A 19,372-nucleotide genomic window follows, 5' to 3' on the forward strand; every position below is an offset into this window, starting at 1 on the left:
CTGTCGTGACTTCCTTGTCCTCCCTGGTCTCCGTTCCTCGGTTGGTTATCGCCGCGCCGTCCTCCGGTAGTGGCAAGACAACCGTCGCTACTGGGTTGATGGCCGCGTTCGCCTCGCGGGGGCTTGCCGTGTCTCCGCACAAGGTCGGGCCGGACTTCATCGATCCCGGGTATCACGCGCTCGCCACCGGGCGGGTGGGGCGGAATCTCGACGCGTATCTGTGTGGGGCGGAGTTGGTCGGGCCGCTCTTCGCGCACGGTGCTCGCGGGTGTGATCTCGCTGTTGTCGAGGGTGTGATGGGGATGTTCGACGGGGCTGCGGGGGAAGGGGAGTTGGCGTCGACGGCGCATGTCGCGAAGTTGCTGCGGGCGCCGGTTGTTCTTGTCGTCGACGCTTCTTCGCAGTCTCGGTCTGTTGCCGCGCTCGTGCATGGGTTTGCTTCCTGGGATCCGGAGGTTCGGGTTGGGGGCGTGATCCTGAACAAGGTGGCGTCCGACCGGCATGAGGCGTTGTTGCGGGAGGCGTTGGACTCGGCGGGGGTGCCTGTGCTGGGTGTGTTGCGGCGGGCTCCTCAGGTGGATACGCCGTCCCGGCATCTGGGGTTGGTGCCGGTCGCCGAGCGGCGGGCTGCTGCGGTGGAGGCCGTCGCGGCTATGGGGGCGCAGGTGGACGCCTGGTGTGATCTTGAGGGGTTGCTTGCGCTGGCGCGTAGTGCCGGTGCGTTGTCGTGTGCGGCTTGGGATGCGGCTGAGGCCTTGGTTTCTTCGCCCCCGCCGCCCCTACCCGTCCCATCACTGGGGGCTGCGCCCCCAGACCCCCGCTTCGGCCCTGAAGGGGCCTCGTCCTCAAACGCCGGACAGGCTGAATTTGCCGGCCTGCGCCCAGAAGTGAGCGGACAGGCACGGAGTGCCGCCCCGCAGCAAGAAGCCAAAGTGAGGGTTGCCGTCGCCGGCGGCCCCGCCTTCACCTTTTCCTACGCCGAGCACGCCGAACTGCTCACAGCCGCCGGTGCCGAGGTCGTCGTATTCGATCCGCTGCGGGATGAGCAACTCCCGGACGGGACGCGCGGGTTGGTCATCGGGGGCGGGTTTCCCGAGGTGTACGTGGCTGAGTTGTCCGGCAATGAGCCGTTGCGCAAAGCCGTTGCCGCCCTCGCGGAGAGTGGTGCTCCCGTCGCCGCCGAGTGTGCCGGACTCCTCTACCTGTCCAGGGAGTTGGACGGGATGCCCATGTGCGGGGTGCTCGATGTGTCCGCGCGGATGAGCGAGCGGCTGACGTTGGGGTATCGGGATGCCGTCGCGTTGAGCGACAGTGTGCTGGCCGTGGCCGGGACGCGGATGCGGGGGCACGAGTTTCATCGGACCGTCGTCGAGCCCGGCTCGGGGGCGGCTCCCGCCTGGGGGGTTCGCGCTCCTGAGCGGCGGGTCGAAGGTTTCGTACAACAGGGTGTGCACGCGAGTTATCTGCACACGCACTGGGCGGCCGAGCCCGGTGTGGCCCGTCGGTTCGTGGAGAGGTGCCGGACGTCATGAGCAGCAGCAGGTTGATCGGAGTCGGGGTGGGTCCCGGGGATCCCGAGCTGGTGACCGTCAAGGGTGTCAACGCTCTGCGGGCCGCCGATGTCGTGGTGGTGCCCGTTATGGACAGCGGGGAGCGGGGGCGGGCCGAGGCCACCGTTCTGCATTACGTGCCTGAGGAGAAGGTGCTGCGGGTTGTGTTCGCGCTCAACGAGCGGACCGACCGGGCCCGGCGCGAGGCCGCCTGGGATGCCGCGGGGGCGAAGGTCGCCGAGCTGCTCGGCGCGCATCGCGTCGTCGCGTTCGCCACCATCGGGGACCCCAACGTCTACTCCACCTTCACCTATCTCGCCCTGACCATCGGGGAGTTGGTGCCGGGGACCGTCGTCGAGACCGTGCCCGGGATCACCGCCATGCAGGATCTCGCCGCGCGGTCCGGGGCCGTACTCACCGAGGGGACCGAGCCGCTCACGCTCGTGCCGGTGACCGCGGGGGCCGCCGTGCTCAAGGACGCGCTCGCCGGGCCGGGGACGGTCGTGGCGTACAAGTTCGGGCGGCAGGCTGCGGAGGTCGCCGAGGCGTTGCGGGTGACCGGGCGGATCGGGGACGCGGTGTGGGGGTCGGCGCTCGGGCTGCCCGAGGAGTCGATCCGGCCCGCCGCCGAGTTGGACGGAGAGCCGTTGCCGTACCTTTCCACGCTCATCGCGCCCGCGCGGCGTGAGGGCGGGCGGGGCGGGAAATTGTGACCGGTCGTAGATGTCGTGGATCAGGCCGCGAGGCCTACCACCAGCCAGATGAACGCCGCTCCCGCGACCGTGCACAGCAGGGTCGCGGGTGCGGGGTGCTCGTGGTGGGCCTCGGGGAGGATCTCGGCGGCGGCGAGGTAGAGGAGCACGCCGCCGAAGAAGCCGAGATAACCGCCGAGCAGAGCCTCCGGGATGGTGAGGAAGGCCGTCGAGGCGGCGCCCGCCACCGGGGCCGCCGCATCCGCGACCAGCATCGCGATCGCCTTGCGGCGGGCGTTGCCGTACAGGCTCGTGATCGTGTACGTGTTGAAGCCGTCCGCGAAGTCGTGGGCGATGACCGCGAGCGCGACCGCCGTGCCCATGCCGCCGCCGACCTGGAAGGCGGCGCCGATCGCGACCCCGTCCATGAAGCTGTGGCCGACCATCGCGGACGCCGCCGTGAGACCCACCTCGGGCGCGCGGCCGTTGTTCTCCTCGGCCCCGTGCGAGGCCTGGCGGGCGGCGAGCAGGCGTTCGACCATATGGGCCACGAGGAAGCCGGCCACGAAGAGCAGCAGGGCGGCCGGTACGCCGAAGACCTCGCGGCCCGCCGCGTGCAGCGCCTCCGGCAGCAGGTCGAGGCCGACCACGCCCAGCATCAGGCCGCCGGCCAGGCCCAGGACGAGATGACGGCGGTCGGTCACACGCTGTGCCGTCCAGCCGCCGGCCAGCGTCATCAGGAACGCGCCGAGCGCGACGAAGACCGCCATAGTCCCCTTGCTATCCGATCAACCCCTGTTCGCGCACATCCTGGCCCACTCCGCCCCCATTCGTATTGACGTTCCCCACGTCTCCCACGTTCCGTATGTTCCGCGTGTTCCGCATGTTGTGTTTGAGAGGATCCGACCCATGGCCGAAGCCGATGCCGATACCCCCACCGGCAAGGTGACCTTCGTCGGTGCCGGCCCCGGCGCCGCCGACCTGCTGACGTTCCGTGCCGCGCGCGCCATCGCCGAGGCCGATGTCGTGATCTGGGCGGCCAGCCTGGTGCAGGCCGAGGTCCTCGACCACGCGCGCGTGGGCGCCGAGATCCTGGACTCGGCGACGATGTCCCTGGAGGACGTCGTCGCCGTGTACGAGCGGGCCGGTGCGGAAGGGCTGCGCGTCGCGCGTATCCACTCCGGCGATCCGGCCCTGTGGGGCGGTACTCAGGAGCAGGTCGACCGGTGTGCCGCGATCGGGATCGCGACCGAGATCGTCCCGGGGGTCTCGGCGTTCTCCGCCGTCGCCGCCCTCGCGCAGCGCGAGCTGACGATCCCCGAGGTCGCGCAGTCCGTCGTCCTCACCCGGCTCGGCGGGGGCAAGACACCGATGCCGCCCGGCGAGGAGGTCCGCGAGTTCGCGCGCCACGGCACGACCATGGCGATCTTCCTTTCGGCCGCCCGCAGCGGGCAGTTGGTGCGGGAACTGCTGGAGGGCGGCTATCCGACGGAGACGCCCGTCGTCGTCGCCTACCAGGCGACCTGGCCCGAGGAACTGATCGTGAAGTGCACGGTCGCCACGCTGGAGGAGACGGTCAAGGAGCACAAGCTCTGGAAGCACACCCTCTTCCTGGTCGGCCCGGCCCTCGACGCCCACGGCACCCGTTCGCACCTCTACCACCCGGGCCATTTCCACGGTTACCGCAAGGCCGACCCGGAGGCCCGCCGGGCCCTGCGCTCGCGGGGTGCGAGCACGTGATCACCGTCATCGGGATGGGGACGGGGGCGCCGGTCGCGGAGGACGTGCTCCACGGCGCCCGGCTCGTCGTCGGCGGTCGGCGCCATCTCGCCGCCATCACCGTCCCGGAGGACGCCGAGCAGGTCGTCCTCGGTCCGCTGGCGCCCGCGCTCGACACCATCCAGGCCTACGTCGAGAAGGGCGAGCCGGTCGTCGTGCTGGCCTCGGGGGACCCCGGGTTCTTCGGGATCGTCCGGGCGCTGGCGGAACGGTTCTCCAGTGACGCCCTCGACGTCCGCCCCGGCGTCTCCTCCGTCGCGACCGCCTTCGCGCGCGCCGGTCTGACCTGGGACGACGCCGTCGTCGTCAGCGCGCACGGACGTGACCTGCGTACGGCGGTCAACGCGTGCCGCGCGCATCCCAAGGTCGCCGTGCTGACCGGGCCGGGGGCCGGACCCGCCGAGCTGGGCGCCGCGCTCACCCATCGGGTCACCGGGCGCGTCCTCGTCGTCGCGTCCGCGCTGGGGTCCGGGGAGGAGCAGGTGGAGCGGGTCACGCCCGCCGAGGCCGCCGCCCGGGACTGGGGTACGGCGGTGAGCGTGGTGCTGTGTCTGGACGAGTCGCGGGTGCCGGGTACCGTGCGGACGGTCGCCGGGGCCGGCGTCGGGCCTGCCCAATGGGCGCTGGACGAGCGGGAGTTCGAGCACCGGGACTCGATGATCACCAAGTTCGAGGTACGGGCGCTGGCGCTTGCCCGGCTCGGGCCGCACCTCGGCGATCTGGTCTGGGACGTCGGCTCGGGCTCCGGGTCCGTGGCCGTCGAGTGCGCGCGGCTCGGCGCCGCCGTCACCGCGGTCGAGAAGACCCGGGACGGTGTCGAGCGGATCCGCGCCAACGCCGCTGCGCACGGCGTCGACGTCCACACCGTGCACGGGGCGGCACCGACCGTACTGTCCGACCTCGACGACCCCGACGCCGTGTTCGTCGGCGGGGGCGGGCGCGAACTGCCCGCCATCGTCACCGCGTGCGCGCGGCGGGCCCGGCGGACCGTGGTCGTCGCGATGGCCGCGCTGGACCGGGTACCGGCCGTGCGGGAGGCTCTCTCGGCGGCCGGGCTCGCGGTCGACGGGGTGCTGTTGCAGTCGTCCCGGCTCACGCCGCTGCCGGGTGACGTGACCCGGCTCGCGGCCACCAATCCTGTTTTCCTGTTGTGGGGCGTCCGGCCTCCGGCACCTGTTGAAGGAGTTGCTCAGTGATCGGCCTCATCTCCGCCACCGCGGCGGGAGCGACGGCGCGGGACCGGCTGGCCGCCGCGTGGCCGGACCGTACGCGCGTGTACGAGGGTCCCGTCGGGGACGCCGTCCGGGCCGCGTTCGCTGAGTGCGAGCAGCTCGTGTGTTTCCTCGCCACGGGAGCCGTCGTACGGCTGATCGCCCCGCTGCTCGGCGACAAGCGGACCGACCCGGGGGTCGTGTGCGTCGACGAGGGCGGCCGGTTCGCCGTGTCGCTGGTCGGCGGGCACGGCGGCGGGGCCAATGAACTCGCCGTGGAGGTGGGCGAGTTGCTCGCCGCGCAGCCAGTGGTGACGACGGCCACGGACGCGGTCGGTGTGCCCGGTCTCGACACGCTCGGGTTCCCTGTGGAGGGGGATGTCGCCGGGGTCACGCGAGCCCTCCTGGACGGTGAACCGGTCGCCCTGGACGCCGAGTTGGCGTGGCCGCTGCCGCCGTTGAAGGTGTCGCCCCAGGGTGGCTACGTCATCCGCGTCACCGATCGCGCCGTCGAACCCGGCGAGCGCGAGGTCGTACTGCGGCCGCCGTCGCTCGTCGTCGGGGTCGGCGCGTCCAAGGGCGCACCCGTGAACGAGGTGCTCGGACTGGTCTACGACGCTCTGCGCGAGGCGGAGCTGTCCGTCGGCAACCTCGCCGAACTCGCCACCGTGGACGCCAAGTCGGACGAGCCCGGCATCGTCCAGGCGGCTCAGCGGCTCGGCGTGCCGCTGGTGACCTACTCCGCCGGGGAGCTGGCCGCCGTAGAGGTGCCCAATCCGTCGGACGCGCCGCTCGCCGCCGTGGGCACGCCGTCCGTGGCGGAGGCCGCCGCGCTCGTCGGCGGGGGCGAACTCCTCGTCCCCAAGCGGAAGTCGGAGCGCGCCGACGGGCAGCCGGCGATGGCGACCTGTGCTGTCGTACGACGGCTCGCGCGCGGGCGGCTCGCGGTGGTCGGGCTCGGGCCGGGCGCCCGGGATCTGCTCACGCCGCGCGCGAAGGCCGAACTCCGGCGCGCTGCCGTGCTGGTGGGGCTCGACCAGTACGTCGACCAGATCCGGGATCTGCTGCGGCCCGGGACCGTGGTTCTGGAATCGGGGCTCGGTGCCGAGGAGGAGCGGGCCCGTACCGCCGTGGCCGAGGCACGGAAGGGGCAGGCGGTCGCGCTGATCGGCAGCGGGGACGCCGGGGTCTACGCGATGGCCTCGCCCGCGCTCGCGGAGGCGTCGGACGACATCGACGTGGTCGGAGTCCCGGGCGTGACCGCCGCGTTGGCCGCCTCGGCGATCCTCGGGGCGCCGCTCGGCCACGACCACGTGTCGATCAGCCTCTCCGATCTGCACACGCCGTGGGAGGTCATCGAGCGGCGGGTGCGGGCGGCGGCCGAGGCGGACATCGTGGTGACGTTCTACAACCCCCGTAGCCGGGGCCGGGACTGGCAGCTCCCGAAGGCCCTCGCGATCCTCGCCGAGCACCGGGAGCCGACGACGCCGGTCGGTGTCGTACGGAACGCCTCACGGCCCGACGAGTCCAGCCGGCTGACGACATTGGCCGCGCTGGATCCGGCGTGGGTCGACATGATGACGGTGGTGACCGTGGGCAACACGGCCACCCGGGACATCGCGGGGCGCATGGTGACGCCGCGTGGGTACCGCTGGCAGGCGTCGCAGGCAGCGCAGGAGGTGGCGAAGTGAGTTCCGTGGACCGTGCGGACCGTGTGGTTCATCCGATCGAGGTGGAGTCCTACCGGCGGATGCGCGCCCGGCTGGACACATCGCACCTCCCGCCGCTGACCCGTGCGGTCGTGGAGCGGGTCGTCCACTCCGCCGCCGATCTGGAGTACGCGTCCGATCTCGTCCTGGACGAGGGCGAGTTGGCGAAGGCGCACAGCGCGCTGCACGCCGGGGCGCCGGTGGTCGTGGACGTGCGGATGGTCGCGGCCGGGATCACCCGGCGCGAGACCGTCTGCCGACTCAAGGACGCCAAGTCCGGTCCGGGGCTGACCCGTTCGGCACACGCGATCCGGCTCGCCTACGAGGAGGTCGGGCCCGGTGCCCTCTGGGTGATCGGCAACGCGCCGACCGCCCTGGAGGAGTTGCTGACCCTGGACGCCTCCCCCGCGCTCGTCATCGGGCTGCCCGTCGGTTTCGTCGGCGCGGTCGAGTCCAAGGCCGCGTTGCGCGAGAGCGGACTGCCCGCGGTGAGCAACGTGTCCGAGAAGGGCGGGTCGGCGGTGGCCTCGGCTGCGCTCAACGCCCTGCTGTATCACCCCACTTCATCACCTTCATCATCCGAAGCACTGTCCGTATCACCGTCCGCATCACTGTCCGAGGAGAAATCGTGACCACCCCGCCGCCCGCCCTGCTCATCGCCGGACACGGCACCCGGGACGAGGCCGGAGCCGAGGCGTTCCGGTCCTTCGTACGGGAGTTGGGCCGCCGCCACCCCGAACTGCCCGTCGCGGGCGGGTTCATCGAGCTGTCGCCGCCGCCGTTGGGCGACGCGGTGACCGAGCTGGTGGAGCGGGGGGTGCGCCGGTTCGCCGCCGTACCGCTGATGCTGGTGTCCGCCGGGCACGCCAAGGGGGACATCCCGGCGGCGCTGGCCCGGGAGAAGGAGCGGCACGAGGGGATCTCGTACACGTACGGCCGTCCGCTGGGCCCGCATCCCTCGCTGCTGAAGGTGCTGGAGCGGCGGCTCGACGAGGCGCTCGGCGAATCGGCGCGCACGCCCGCCGACCGGGCCGACGTGACCGTGCTGCTCGTGGGGCGCGGTTCGACCGACCCGGACGCCAACGCCGAAGTGCACAAGGCGGCACGGCTGTTGTGGGAAGGGCGCGGATACGCGGGCGTGGAACCGGCGTTCGTGTCGCTCGCGGCGCCGGATGTGCCGAGTGGCCTCGACCGGTGCGTGAAACTGGGCGCCCGGCGGATCGTCGTCCTGCCGTACTTCCTCTTCACCGGCATCCTGCCGGAACGGGTGCGGCAGCAGACGGAGGGCTGGGCGGCGGCGCACCCGGAGATCAACGTCCTGTCCGCCGAAGTCATAGGCCCGGAGCCGGAGTTGCTGGACCTGGTGATGGAGCGGTACCGGGAGGCGGTCAAGGGTGATCTGCGGATGAACTGCGACTCCTGCGTGTACCGCATCGCGCTGCCGGGCTTCGAGGACAAGGTGGGGCAGCCGCAGCAGCCGCACTTCCACCCGGACGACGACGGCCACGACCACGACGGCCACCACCATGGGCATCACCATCACGGTGGGCACGCCCATGCACACTGACAGAGCCCACGGCCACGATCCCACGGACAGAGCGCACGATCTTCGCCATCACGGTGACGTCGAAGTCCGGGACGACGGCGCCCAGTTGACCGACCTCGCCGTGAACGTCCGCGCGGACACGCCACCGGCCTGGCTGCGGGAGCGGATAGCCGGTTCGCTGACCGGGCTCGCCGCCTACCCGGACGGGCGGGCCGCGCGGGCGGCGGTCGCGGCGCGGCACGGGCTGCCGGTGGAGCGGGTGCTGCTGACCGCGGGTGCCGCCGAGGCCTTCGTGCTGCTCGCCCGTGCGCTGAAGGTCCGTCAGCCGGTGGTCGTGCACCCGCAGTTCACGGAGCCGGAGGCCGCGCTGCGGGACGCGGGGCACTCGGTGGGGCGGGTGCTGTTGCGGGAGGCGGACGGTTTCCGACTCGACCCGGGAGCGGTGCGGGCGGTGCCCGAGGACGCGGACCTGGTGCTGATCGGCAACCCGACGAACCCGACGTCCGTCCTGCACCCGGCTGCGGTGATCGCCCAACTCGCTCGCCCCGGGCGGACGTTGGTGGTCGACGAGGCGTTCATGGACGCGGTGCCGGGTGAACGGGAGTCGTTGGCGGGGCGGACCGACATCCCCGGCCTGGTGGTGTTGCGCAGCCTCACCAAGACGTGGGGATTGGCGGGGCTGCGGATCGGGTACGTCCTGGCCGCGCCCGACACCATCACGGAACTGGAGCGGGCCCAGCCGCTCTGGCCGGTGTCCACGCCGGCCCTCGCCGCGGCGGAGGCCTGCATGGAGTCGCGGGCCCTCGCCGAGGCCGCGCACGCGGCGCACCGCGTCAGCGCCGACCGTGCCCATCTCGTCGCCGGGCTGGCCGAGTTCGCCCCCGACGGACTCGGGGTCATGGAACCCGCCGAGGGGCCGTTCGTCCTCCTCCGCGTCCCGAACGCGGTCGCCGTACGCCGTCATCTCCGCGACCTGGGCTTCGCCGTTCGCCGTGGGGACACGTTCCCGGGGTTGGACGAGGAGTGGCTACGGCTCGCTGTGCGGGACCGGGCGACAGTGAACCGGTTCTTGCAGGCGCTGGACCAAGCGGTGACGTTGGCGGGGCGGTGAGGAGGGCTCCGCGCCGCACCCACCCACCAAGCGTTTCCCACCCACCCGCCCGCCCGTTTGCTGTCTTTTCAAGCTGAGCCTCTGAAACGCCCGAGACGGGTGGGTAGGTGGGCAAGGCAGTTTCCTCAGCCTCGGCGTCGGCGCGTCATCAGTACCGCTCCGCTGCCCGTCGCCAGCAACAACACCGCCCCACCCGCGATGTACGGCGTCATGGAGCTACCCCCCGTCTCGGCCAACCCCGCCTCCGCAGGCGCCCCTTGGGGCTTCACATCCGGCGCGGGCTTGGAAGAGGGCGGGGTCACGGAGGCAACCTTCGGCGCCTCGCACGTCGCCTGTGCCAACGTCACCGTCCCCTCCACGTCGGCAACGTTCAGCTTCAACGGGTTGACGGAGACCTTGAGTTCGAGCGCGGTCGCAGCGGCCGTACGGGACGTGGTCGACGTCTTGGACAAGTCGAGGCGGACGGACCCGACCCCCGGCACCTCAACATCCGTAGGACCACTGGCGGTTACCGTGATCCGCTTGCCGAGCACCGTCACCGCCCCCGGCAGATGCGACGTGGCGACGGGCGTCTTCCCCGCCTCGCACGTCGCCTTCGAGGTGACCGCGTCGACCTCGATCAAAGAGAGCAGTGGCAGGCCGGGAACATGGAGCCGCGCGTGGGCAAGGTTCGCGTAGCCCTCGGCCTTCGTCGCGGACACCGTCGCCTTCGCCGTGGCGACGTCCGCGCTGAGCACACTGAAGGGCTGACCGCCGTTCACCCCGTCCAACTGGGCGGTGAGCGCGGTCTTTTCGGCACTCTGCGGCGCCTGGACCTCGTTGAGGGAGACCGCGAGCGGGACGTCCACGGTCTTGTTGAGCAGGGACACGTCGAGCCCGGTGCGGAGCACGACGGCGCTCGCGCGACCCTGGTCGGTGGTCGCGTGGGCGGACCCCGCGCCGGCCAGCGCCACAGGACCGGCGGCGAGGGCGGTCGCCGTGGCCACGGTGGCCCAACGGCGTGCGGGCATGCGGAAGTTGGTGCCGTTCAAGGTGTGGGACCCCCAGAAGAGACATGCTTGGGACCCGGTAAGAATTACCCACGACGAGTGAACCGTCAGCGATCCCGCGTCACTTCACCCCATCGTGGGTTTTCCGTGAACGTATTCGAATCGCCTGGCGACTATTCGACCACCAGCCCGTTCAGTACCACCCGCCGCGGCGACGCCAGCACGCGCACATCGGCGCGCGGGTCCGCCTCGTAGACGACGAAGTCCGCCGGCGCACCCTCATCGAGCCCCGGCCGCCCGAGCCACCGCCGCGCCCCCCACGCGGTCGCCGACAGCGCCTCTACGGCGGGGATGCCGGCGGTGACGAGTTCGGCGACCTCGGCGGCCACCAGGCCGTGGGCCAGGGAACCCCCGGCGTCCGTGCCGACGTAGACCGGGACGCCGGCGTCGTAGGCGGCGCGCACGGTGTCGTAGCGCCGCTCGTACAGTCGCCGCATGTGAGCCGACCAGCGCGGGAACTTGGCGTCGCCGCCCTCGGCGAGCTGCGGGAAGGTCGCGATGTTCACGAGGGTCGGGACGATCGCGACGCCCCGTGAGGCGAAGAGCGGGACGAGGTCCTCGGTGAGGCCGGTCGCGTGCTCGACGCAGTCGATGCCCGCCTCGACCAGGTCGCGCAGCGCCTCCTCCCCGAAGCAGTGCGCGGTGACGCGCGCGCCGAGCCGGTGGGCCTCGGCGATGGCAGCGTCCACGGCCTCGCGCGGCCAGCAGGCCGACAGGTCGCCGAGGTCCCGGTCGATCCAGTCGCCGACCAACTTGACCCAGCCGTCGCCTCGTTGGGCCTCCTGGGCGACGTAGGCGACGAGTTCGTCGGGTTCGATCTCGTGGGCGAAGTTGCGGATGTAGCGGCGGGTGCGGGCGATGTGTCGGCCGGCGCGGATGATTTTCGGGAGGTCTTCGCGGTCGTCGATCCAGCGGGTGTCCGAGGGGGAGCCGGCGTCGCGGAGCAGGAGGGTGCCGGCGTCGCGGTCGGTGACGGCCTGTGTCTCGGCGGTCTCGGCGTCTACGGGGCCGTGGGTGCCGAGGCCTACGTGGCAGTGGGCGTCGACGAGGCCGGGGAGGGCCCAGCCGTCGACCGTGCGGATGTCGCGTCCGTGGGCCGGACGGTCGTAGGAGATACGGCCGTCGATCACCCAGAGTTCGTCGCGGATGTCCTCGGGGCCCACCAGGACCCGGCCCTTCATGTGCAGCACCGGTAGATCGCTCATGGGACGCACGATAGTTCGTCGGGTGCGGGTCCGTTGTGGCTGGTCGCGCCCACCCGGCGGAGCCGCAAATCGACACAGCCCCGCGCCCCTTAAGGGGCGCTGTCGTCGTCCTGTACCTCAGCCATCGCGGGGTCCAGTAGGCGCGACAAGAAGTGGCGGGTGCGTTCGTGTGTGGGGTTCGTGATGACCTGGGTCGGTGTTCCGTCCTCGACGATCACACCACCATCCATGAACACCACCCTGTCGGCCACCTCACGCGCGAACGTCATCTCGTGGGTGACGACCATCATCGTCATGCCCTCGTTCGCGAGCATCCGCATGACCGCGAGCACGTCTCCGACCAGCTCCGGGTCGAGTGCCGAGGTCGGTTCGTCGAACAGCATCACCTCGGGGCCCATCGCCAACGCCCGTGCGATCGCCACGCGTTGCTGCTGGCCGCCGGAGAGGGACGCGGGGTAGGCGGTGGCCTTCTCGGACAGACCCACGCGGCGGAGGTTCTCCGCGGCGACCTTCGCCGCCGCCGTCCTGTCGCGGCGCAGGACCCGGCGTTGGGGCAGGGTGAGGTTCTCGGTGACGGTCAGGTGCGGGAAGAGGTTGAACTGCTGGAAGACCATGCCGATACGGCGGCGTACGGCGTCGATGTCGACATCGGGGTCGGTGATCTCGGTGCCGCCGACGAACACCTGTCCCTGGGTGGGCTCTTCGAGCAGGTTCACGCAGCGCAGGAGGGTCGACTTGCCGGAGCCGGAGGGGCCGATGACGCACACGACCTCGCCCTGGCCGATCTCCAGGTCGATGCCACGCAGGACTTCGTTGGTGCCGAACGACTTGTGCAGGCCGCGTACTTGGATCTCCGGAGTGCCCGTGACTGGACCGCGGTTCACCGGACCGCCTCCCCCGTCTTCGTCTCCATGCGGCGGACCACGAAGCTCAGCGGGATCGTGACGAGGAGGTAGCACAGGCCCGCCACCAGGATCGGCGTGGAGTTGGCCGTCGTACTCGCCAAGTCCCGTCCGTATTTGGAGAGTTCGCGTTCCTCCAGGGTGACGCCGAGGAACAGGACCAGGGAGGAGTCCTTGAAGAGGAGGACGAGTTCGTTGGTCAGCGGCGGGAGGATGATCCGGAACGCCTGCGGGACGATGATCGACACCATGGCCCGCGCCGGGGAGAAGCCGAGCGAACGGGCCGCCTCCAACTGCCCTTTGGGCACCGCCTGGATGCCCGCGCGGATCGTCTCCGCCATGTACGCGGCCGACACCAGGCCGAGCGCGAGGGCGACCTTGCCGTACGTGCCGCCGACGATCTCCGTGCCCGGGAAGGCGAGCGGCACGGCCACGCCGACGAAGATGAAGATCAGCAGGGCGGGCAGGCCGCGGAAGATCTCGATGTAGATCCCGGCGAGCCAGCGGTAGGGCCCCACGGACGACAGCCGCATCAGCGCTACGACCATGCCGAGGACCAGGCCGAAGACGAAGCCGGAGAGCGTGTAGAGCACGGTGTTCTTCAACGCCAGGGTGATGACGTCGGGGAACATCTGCTTGGCGATGCTCCACTGCGCGAACTGGTTCTTCAGGCGGCCCCAGTCGGCGGTGACCGCGAAGACGATCACGACGGCGGCGAAGACGGCGTACTGCACGCCTTGGGACAGCCTGCGCCGCTGACGTCTGCTCAACCCCTGTCTCCTGGGCTGGAGTTGGGGGTCCGTCGTGTCGCCGGTCATGAGGCCGACGGAGAGGCGGTGGCCGAGGCGTCGTAGGGGCCGATCCACTTCTCGTAGAGCTTCTTGTACGTGCCGTCGGCCTTCGCGTCCTTGATGGCCCTGTTGATGGCGGCGAGGAGTTTCGTGTTGCCCTTCTTGACCGTGAAGCCGTACTGCTCACCGGTGTTGAGGTTGTCGACGACCTTGAAGGCGTCGGCGTTGGCCTTGGTCTTGAGCCAGCCCTGGACGACCGGGTAGTCGATGATGACGGCCTGGACCTGGCCGGTGCGCAGGCCGTTGAGGACGGCGTCGGAGGACTCGAAGGAGACGGGGTCGAAGCCCTTGCTCTTGACGTAGTCCTCGCCGGTGGTCTGCGCCTGGGCGCCGAGCTTCCTGCCCTTGGTCTTCACGTCTGCGAGGGAGGTGATCCCGCTCTTCTTGTCGACGAGGACGGCCTGGGTGGCGTCGAAGTACGGGTCGGAGAAGTCGACGTTCTTCTTGCGCTCGGCGGTGATGGTCATGCCGGCGGCGGCCAGGTCGCACTCGTCGGCGTTGAGGAAGGCGCCGGTCTTGAAGTTCTCGAAGGGGGTGTCGAGGATCGTCTGCTTCACGCCGAGGTTCTTGGCGACCAGGTCGATGAGGGAGACGTCGAAGCCCTGCACCTTGCCGTCGATCTCGGACTGGAAGGGCGGGTAGGGCAGGTGGGTGCAGGTGGTGAGCCGGCCGGCCTTGACGAGTTCGACGCCACCGGCGGCGGTCTTCGAACCACTGCCGCCGCTGTCGCTCGACGTGCAGCCGGCCACGAGGACGAGGGCGATCGCGGCCGTCGCGGTGGTGGCGGCCAGGGTGCGGGACCGGCGGCCGAGGAGCGTGTTCACGGAGGCCTCCTGTGACGGAACTATGGGTTCCGATTATTCGGAGGAGTTGGGCGGGCCGCTCACCCGGAACGGTGACCAGGGGGCCGTCCGGGCTAAGAAGTCGCCGGTTACGCTCATCTCCGTCGATCAGGACCGTCCCTCCCGGCCCCTCTCCCTGTCCCTGCCGGCCCCTTTCCCTGTCCCTGCCGGCCCCTCTCCCAGTCCCTGCCGGCCCCTCTCCCAGTCCCTCCCCGCGAGCGAAAGAGCACCGCCATGACCCACCCCTTCCTCGACCTGGCCCCGCTGAGCGCCGCGCACTTCGCCTCGATCGAGGACCGGGTGGCCCGGCTGCTCGGCACCGAGCAGGATGTCGTGATCATGCAGGGCGAGGCGCTGCTGCCGCTGGAGGGCGCGATCCGTTCGACGGCGGGGCCGGGCACGCTCGCGCTGAACGTCGTCACCGGCCCCTACGGGCAGACCTTCGGGAACTGGCTGCGGGACTGCGGCGCCGAGGTGATCGATCTCGCCGTGCCGTTCCACACCGCGGTGACCGCCGACCAGATCCGGGAGGCCTTCGCCGAGCACCCGGAGATCGACTTCGTGTCCCTCGTCCACGCGGAGGCCGCGACCGGCAACACCAACCCGGTCGCGGAGATCGGCGAGATCGTGCGCGCGCACGGCGCGATCTTCTACCTCGACGCGGTGGCGTCCATCGGCGCGGAGCCGGTGCTGCCGCAGGCCTGGGGTGTCGACCTCTGCGTGATCGGCGCGCAGAAGGCGATGGGCGGGCCGGCGGGTGTGTCGGCGGTGTCGGTGAGCGCGCGGGCGTGGGCCCGTATGACGGCCAACCCCGGGGCCCCGCGCCGCTCGTACCTCTCCCTCCTCGACTGGAAGGACCGCTGGACCGACGCCGGCCGCACGACGCTGCCGCACGCACCGGCCCAGTTGGAGATGCTCGCGCTGGAGGCGTGCCTGGAGCGGATCGAGTCGGAGGGCCTGGATGCGCTGATGCGCCGCCACGCGACCGCGGCGGCGGCGACGCGCGCGGGCGCGCTCGCCCTGGGCGGCGGCCTCGAACCGTACGTCCACGATGCCGCCGAGGCCGCGCCGGTCGCTACGACGCTCAGGACGCCGTCGGGTGTCGTGGCCTCGGAGCTGGTGGCGAGGGCCCTGACGTCGGACCCGACCTTGCCGCTCGCCGCCGGCGGGGGCGCCCTGGCGAAGGAGATGATCCGGGTCAACCACTACGGGGTGGACGCGACGGCCGGGGCGGTACAGAGCTCCTTGGCAGCGCTGGGCGCGGCGCTGGCCGAGCAGGGGGTGTCGGTGGATCTGGAGGCCGCCCGGTCCGCCGTCGAAAGCACGTGGCGGTAGTCGTGGGCTGAGGTGGTGCTGGGGGCTCCGCCCCCAGACCCCCGATCGGTGATTCAGCTGGTCGAGTAGGGACGGCGTCACCGGAGCCTAATTCCGAGGTAATTCCCGGGAATTTCATCGCCGTCTTTACGGGCAGTTTCCCATTGCTCTTCTGCCCGATTTCCGTGCACCCAAACGCAAATAATTCGCGTAGATCTCGTGAGGGTTACACCCTTGTGACCCGTTACACAGGCAGGCCGTTTTACCCTTTATCTACTGGTCAAAGTGGTACATAACCTGCACCTTCGCACGCGTGATAACACAGCACCGCCTCAGACGTAACCCCATCCCTCCATGCAATTTCGAATTTCCCTCGGTAAATTCAATTCGCATGACTGCCACCCAAGCAGACCTGCACATCGACCGCCCCACGGTGGCCGACGGCGCCGCGTTGTGGCGTATTGCCAAGGACTCGAACGCCCTCGACCTGAACTCGTCGTACAGCTATCTGCTGTGGTGCCGGGACTTCGCCGGTACCTCCGCCGTCGTGCGGGACGAGCGCGGGGAGCCGGTCGGCTTCGTCACCGGGTACGTGCCGCCGGACCGGCCGGGCACCCTGCTCGTGTGGCAGGTGGCCGTCGACGCCGCGCAGCGCGGTCGCGGACTGGCCGCACGGCTGCTCGACGGACTCACCGAGCGGGTCGCGGGCGACTACGGGGTGACCGCGATCGAGACCACGATCACCCCCGGCAACACCGCGTCCGAGCGCCTCTTCACGTCGTACGCCGAACGCCACGGCGCCACCGTCGAGCGCACGGTCCTCTTCGAGGCCGGTGACTTCCCGGACGGCCCGCACGACCCCGAAGTGCTGTACCGCATCGGCCCGCTGGGTCTCTGAGCCCCCCGTTGCCCGACACCCCCACCCCCCACCCCGAGGAGCAATTCGCGTGACCATCACCCAGCCCGATCTCAGCATCTTCGAGACCCTGGAGTCCGAGGTCCGCAGCTACTGCCGCGGCTGGCCCACCGTCTTCGACCGGGCCCGGGGCAGCCGTATGTACGACGAGGACGGCCACGCCTACCTCGACTTCTTCGCGGGCGCCGGCTCGCTGAACTACGGGCACAACAACCCTGTCCTGAAACGGGCGTTGATCGACTACCTGGAGCGGGACGGCGTCACGCACGGGCTCGACATGTCGACCAGTGCCAAGCGCGCCTTCCTGCAGACCTTCCAGGACCTGGTGCTACGGCCGCGCGATCTGCCGTACAAGGTGATGTTCCCGGGCCCGACCGGCACCAACGCCGTTGAGTCCGCACTGAAGTTGGCGCGGAAGGTGAAGGGGCGGGAAGCGATCGTCTCCTTCACCAACGCCTTCCACGGGATGTCCCTCGGCTCGCTCGCCGTGACCGGGAACGCCTTCAAGCGGGCCGGTGCCGGTGTCCCGCTGGTGCACGGCACGCCGATGCCGTTCGACAACTACTTCGACGGCAAGGTCCCCGACTTCCTGTGGTTCGAGCGGCTGTTGGAGGACCAGGGCTCCGGCCTCAACAAGCCCGCCGCCGTGATCGTCGAGTCCGTGCAGGGCGAGGGCGGCATCAACGTCGCCCGCCCCGAATGGCTGCGCGCGCTGGCCGAGTTGTGCGAGCGCCAGGACATGCTGCTGATCGTCGACGACATCCAGATGGGGTGCGGGCGGACGGGCGCGTTCTTCTCCTTCGAGGAGTCGGGCATCGTCCCGGACATCGTCACCGTGTCGAAGTCCATCAGCGGCTACGGCCTTCCGATGTCCCTGTGCCTGTTCAAGCCCGAGCTGGACATCTGGGAGCCGGGCGAGCACAACGGCACGTTCCGCGGCAACAACCCGGCGTTCGTCACCGCCACCGCCGCCCTGGAGACGTACTGGGCGGACGGTTCCGCGATGGAGAAGCAGACCCGGGCCCGCGGTGAGCAGGTCGAGCAGGGGCTGATCTCCATCACCGAGGAGAACCTCGCCGACATCAAGGAGTACCGGGGCCGCGGGCTGGTCTGGGGCATCGAGTTCAAGGACCCCGAGCGCGCCGGGCGGATCTGCGCCCGCGCCTTCGAACTCGGCCTGCTCGTCGAGACATCGGGCCCGCAGGGCGAGGTCGTGAAACTGCTCCCCGCGCTGACCATCACCCCCGAGGAACTGGACGAGGGACTGAGCATCCTCGCCCGAGCCGTACGCGAAACCGTCTGAACAACCTGACCGGCCTGACCATCCGACACCACGTCAAGGAGGCGTCACCCCACCGTGATTGTCCGTTCGTTCAAGGAACTCGAAGGCACCGACCGGCACATCAAGTCCGCGTCCGGCACCTGGGAGAGCAAGCGCATCGTCCTCGCCAAGGAGCGGGTCGGCTTCTCGGTCCACGAGACCGTCCTGTACGCGGGGACCGAGACGTCGATGTGGTACGCGAACCACATCGAGGCCGTCGTCTGCGTCGAGGGCGAGGCCGAACTCACCGACGACGAGACCGGGCAGACGTACCCGATCACGCCCGGGACCATGTACCTCCTCGACGGACACGAGCGGCACACGATGCGGATCAAGGAGGACTTCCGCTGCGTCTGTGTCTTCAACCCGCCCGTCACGGGACGGGAGGACCACGACGAGAACGGCGTCTACCCGCTGCTGACCGAGCCCGAGGAGGTGTGACGAGCATGACCACCGTCACCGGCGTCACCGACCTGTACCCCAGCCGCGGCACCACCGAGGTGTCCGCCCCGCGCAAGGACCCCGTCGTCTGGGGCTCCCCCGACACCCCGGGGCCGATCCCGACGGCCGACCTCCAGGCGTTCGAGCGCGACGGCTTCCTCTCCATGCGGGAACTCCTCCGGGACGACGAAGTCGACGTATACCGGCGGGAGTTGGAGCGGCTGGTCGCGGACCCGGCGATCCGGGCCGACGAGCGGTCCATCGTCGAGTCGAAGTCCAAGGAGATCCGGTCCGTCTTCGAGGTGCACCGGATCAGCGAGGTGTTCGCGCGGCTCGTGCGCGACGAGCGGGTCGTCGGGCGGGCGCGGCAGATCCTCGGCTCGGACGTGTACGTCCACCAGTCCCGGATCAACGTGAAGCCCGGCTTCGGCGCGAGCGGCTTCTACTGGCACTCGGACTTCGAGACCTGGCACGCCGAGGACGGGCTGCCGAACATGCGCACCGTGTCCGTGTCGATCGCGCTCACCGAGAACCACGACACCAACGGCGGCCTCATGATCATGCCGGGCTCGCACCGGACGTTCCTCGGCTGCGCGGGCGCGACCCCCGAGGACAACTACCGTCAGTCGCTGCGGATGCAGGACGCGGGCACCCCGTCCGACGAGGCGCTGACCGGCATGGCCTCCGAGTACGGCATCAAGTTGTTCACGGGCAGGGCGGGTTCGGCGACCTGGTTCGACTGCAACTGCATGCACGGCTCCGGCGACAACATCACGCCGTTCCCGCGCAGCAACGTCTTCATCGTGTTCAACAGCGTGGAGAACAAGGCCGTCGATCCGTTCGCGGCTCCGGTACGACGCCCCGAGTTCATCGGCGCCCGGGACTTCACCCCGGTGCGGTGACGGCGCGGCGGTACACCGCGAGGGCACCCCG

19 protein-coding genes are annotated in these 19,372 nt (G+C 70.5%); 13 read left to right on the forward strand and 6 right to left on the reverse strand.

All coding sequences use genetic code 11. From position 1 onward, the window contains the following. The first annotated feature begins 5 nt into the window (after nucleotides 1–5). Complete coding sequence (locus OG407_RS13850; RefSeq protein WP_405858050.1) at nucleotides 6–1,532, forward strand: cobyrinate a,c-diamide synthase; 1,527 nt, start codon at nucleotides 6–8, stop codon at nucleotides 1,530–1,532. Next, on the forward strand, nucleotides 1,517–2,263 hold the full coding sequence (gene cobI, locus OG407_RS13855; protein WP_327405032.1) for a precorrin-2 C(20)-methyltransferase: 747 nt from the start codon (nucleotides 1,517–1,519) through the stop codon (nucleotides 2,261–2,263). The genes OG407_RS13850 and cobI overlap by 16 nt, the downstream gene beginning before the upstream one ends. 20 nt (nucleotides 2,264–2,283) lie before the next feature. On the opposite strand, the gene OG407_RS13860 is transcribed toward cobI, so the two are convergent. Then, complete coding sequence (locus tag OG407_RS13860) at nucleotides 2,284–3,012, reverse strand: ZIP family metal transporter (protein WP_405858052.1); 729 nt, start codon at nucleotides 3,010–3,012, stop codon at nucleotides 2,284–2,286. A gap of 139 nt (nucleotides 3,013–3,151) precedes the next feature. On the opposite strand from OG407_RS13860, the gene cobM reads away from it, so the two are divergent. Genes cobM through cobC form a run of 6 tightly spaced genes read left to right on the forward strand, consistent with a single transcriptional unit; the run spans nucleotide 3,152 to nucleotide 9,598 of the window. Continuing rightward, entirely contained in the window at nucleotides 3,152–3,982 is an 831-nt protein-coding gene (gene cobM / locus OG407_RS13865) for a precorrin-4 C(11)-methyltransferase (RefSeq protein WP_405858054.1), read from the forward strand. Next, nucleotides 3,979–5,217, forward strand: a complete 1,239-nt coding sequence (gene cbiE, locus OG407_RS13870; protein WP_405858056.1) for a precorrin-6y C5,15-methyltransferase (decarboxylating) subunit CbiE — start codon at nucleotides 3,979–3,981, stop codon at nucleotides 5,215–5,217. The genes cobM and cbiE overlap by 4 nt, the downstream gene beginning before the upstream one ends. Further along, on the forward strand, nucleotides 5,214–6,923 hold the full coding sequence (gene cobJ, locus OG407_RS13875) for a precorrin-3B C(17)-methyltransferase (protein ID WP_405858058.1): 1,710 nt from the start codon (nucleotides 5,214–5,216) through the stop codon (nucleotides 6,921–6,923). Before cbiE ends, cobJ begins: the two co-directional genes overlap by 4 nt. Continuing rightward, nucleotides 6,920–7,573, forward strand: a complete 654-nt coding sequence (locus OG407_RS13880; protein ID WP_405858060.1) for a precorrin-8X methylmutase — start codon at nucleotides 6,920–6,922, stop codon at nucleotides 7,571–7,573. The genes cobJ and OG407_RS13880 overlap by 4 nt, the downstream gene beginning before the upstream one ends. Next, complete coding sequence (locus OG407_RS13885) at nucleotides 7,570–8,508, forward strand: sirohydrochlorin chelatase (protein ID WP_403601567.1); 939 nt, start codon at nucleotides 7,570–7,572, stop codon at nucleotides 8,506–8,508. The genes OG407_RS13880 and OG407_RS13885 overlap by 4 nt, the downstream gene beginning before the upstream one ends. Then, nucleotides 8,498–9,598, forward strand: a complete 1,101-nt coding sequence (cobC, locus tag OG407_RS13890; protein WP_405858063.1) for an Rv2231c family pyridoxal phosphate-dependent protein CobC — start codon at nucleotides 8,498–8,500, stop codon at nucleotides 9,596–9,598. The genes OG407_RS13885 and cobC overlap by 11 nt, the downstream gene beginning before the upstream one ends. Nucleotides 9,599–9,723: 125 nt before the next feature. Here cobC and OG407_RS13895 read toward each other — a convergent pair whose 3' ends face one another. The 5 genes from OG407_RS13895 to OG407_RS13915 form a co-directional block, all read right to left on the reverse strand. Next, nucleotides 9,724–10,629, reverse strand: coding sequence for an SCO1860 family LAETG-anchored protein (locus OG407_RS13895; protein ID WP_405858065.1), 906 nt, complete (start codon nucleotides 10,627–10,629; stop codon nucleotides 9,724–9,726). A gap of 131 nt (nucleotides 10,630–10,760) precedes the next feature. After that, a complete protein-coding gene (locus OG407_RS13900; protein WP_405858067.1) occupies nucleotides 10,761–11,852 on the reverse strand; it encodes an amidohydrolase family protein in 1,092 nt (363 codons plus the stop codon). An 89-nt stretch (nucleotides 11,853–11,941) separates the two neighbouring features. Next, a complete protein-coding gene (locus tag OG407_RS13905) occupies nucleotides 11,942–12,736 on the reverse strand; it encodes an amino acid ABC transporter ATP-binding protein (protein ID WP_405858069.1) in 795 nt (264 codons plus the stop codon). Beyond that, entirely contained in the window at nucleotides 12,733–13,572 is an 840-nt protein-coding gene (locus OG407_RS13910) for an amino acid ABC transporter permease (protein WP_405858071.1), read from the reverse strand. Before OG407_RS13910 ends, OG407_RS13905 begins: the two co-directional genes overlap by 4 nt. Next, a complete protein-coding gene (locus OG407_RS13915; RefSeq protein ID WP_405858073.1) occupies nucleotides 13,569–14,429 on the reverse strand; it encodes a transporter substrate-binding domain-containing protein in 861 nt (286 codons plus the stop codon). The genes OG407_RS13910 and OG407_RS13915 overlap by 4 nt, the downstream gene beginning before the upstream one ends. Before the next feature lie 252 nt (nucleotides 14,430–14,681). Here OG407_RS13915 and OG407_RS13920 point away from each other — a divergent pair, with 252 nt between their 5' ends. The 5 genes from OG407_RS13920 to thpD all read left to right on the forward strand — a co-directional run bounded on the left by OG407_RS13920 (nucleotide 14,682) and on the right by thpD (nucleotide 19,341). Continuing rightward, nucleotides 14,682–15,782 carry a pyridoxal-phosphate-dependent aminotransferase family protein gene (locus tag OG407_RS13920; protein WP_405858075.1) on the forward strand — a complete coding sequence of 367 codons (1,101 nt, stop codon included), beginning with the start codon at nucleotides 14,682–14,684 and terminating at the stop codon, nucleotides 15,780–15,782. Between the two features lie 370 nt (nucleotides 15,783–16,152). Beyond that, entirely contained in the window at nucleotides 16,153–16,659 is a 507-nt protein-coding gene (ectA, locus tag OG407_RS13925) for a diaminobutyrate acetyltransferase (RefSeq protein ID WP_405858077.1), read from the forward strand. Between the two features lie 49 nt (nucleotides 16,660–16,708). Beyond that, entirely contained in the window at nucleotides 16,709–17,980 is a 1,272-nt protein-coding gene (ectB, locus tag OG407_RS13930) for a diaminobutyrate--2-oxoglutarate transaminase (protein ID WP_405858078.1), read from the forward strand. A 54-nt stretch (nucleotides 17,981–18,034) separates the two neighbouring features. Continuing rightward, the gene (locus OG407_RS13935) at nucleotides 18,035–18,439 is read left to right on the forward strand and encodes an ectoine synthase (RefSeq protein ID WP_405858080.1); all 405 of its coding nucleotides are present in this window, start codon (nucleotides 18,035–18,037) and stop codon (nucleotides 18,437–18,439) included. A gap of 5 nt (nucleotides 18,440–18,444) precedes the next feature. Continuing rightward, complete coding sequence (gene thpD, locus OG407_RS13940; RefSeq protein WP_405858082.1) at nucleotides 18,445–19,341, forward strand: ectoine hydroxylase; 897 nt, start codon at nucleotides 18,445–18,447, stop codon at nucleotides 19,339–19,341. The last annotated feature ends 31 nt before the right edge of the window (nucleotides 19,342–19,372 follow it).

This window comes from Streptomyces sp. NBC_01515 (assembly GCF_045040345.1).
Lineage (GTDB): Bacteria > Actinomycetota > Actinomycetes > Streptomycetales > Streptomycetaceae > Streptomyces.

Excerpts from the sequence above, each read along its gene's own strand:
- OG407_RS13860 (WP_405858052.1), bottom strand. The coding sequence starts at position 3,012 with ATGGCGGTCTTCGTCGCGCTCGGCGCGTTCCTGATGACGCTGGCCGGC.
- OG407_RS13910 (WP_405858071.1), bottom strand. The coding sequence starts at position 13,572 with ATGACCGGCGACACGACGGACCCCCAACTCCAGCCCAGGAGACAGGGG.
- OG407_RS13900 (WP_405858067.1), bottom strand. The coding sequence starts at position 11,852 with ATGAGCGATCTACCGGTGCTGCACATGAAGGGCCGGGTCCTGGTGGGC.
- thpD (WP_405858082.1), top strand. The coding sequence starts at position 18,445 with ATGACCACCGTCACCGGCGTCACCGACCTGTACCCCAGCCGCGGCACC.
- cobM (WP_405858054.1), top strand. The coding sequence starts at position 3,152 with ATGGCCGAAGCCGATGCCGATACCCCCACCGGCAAGGTGACCTTCGTC.
- ectA (WP_405858077.1), top strand. The coding sequence starts at position 16,153 with ATGACTGCCACCCAAGCAGACCTGCACATCGACCGCCCCACGGTGGCC.
- cobC (WP_405858063.1), top strand. The coding sequence starts at position 8,498 with ATGCACACTGACAGAGCCCACGGCCACGATCCCACGGACAGAGCGCAC.
- OG407_RS13920 (WP_405858075.1), top strand. The coding sequence starts at position 14,682 with ATGACCCACCCCTTCCTCGACCTGGCCCCGCTGAGCGCCGCGCACTTC.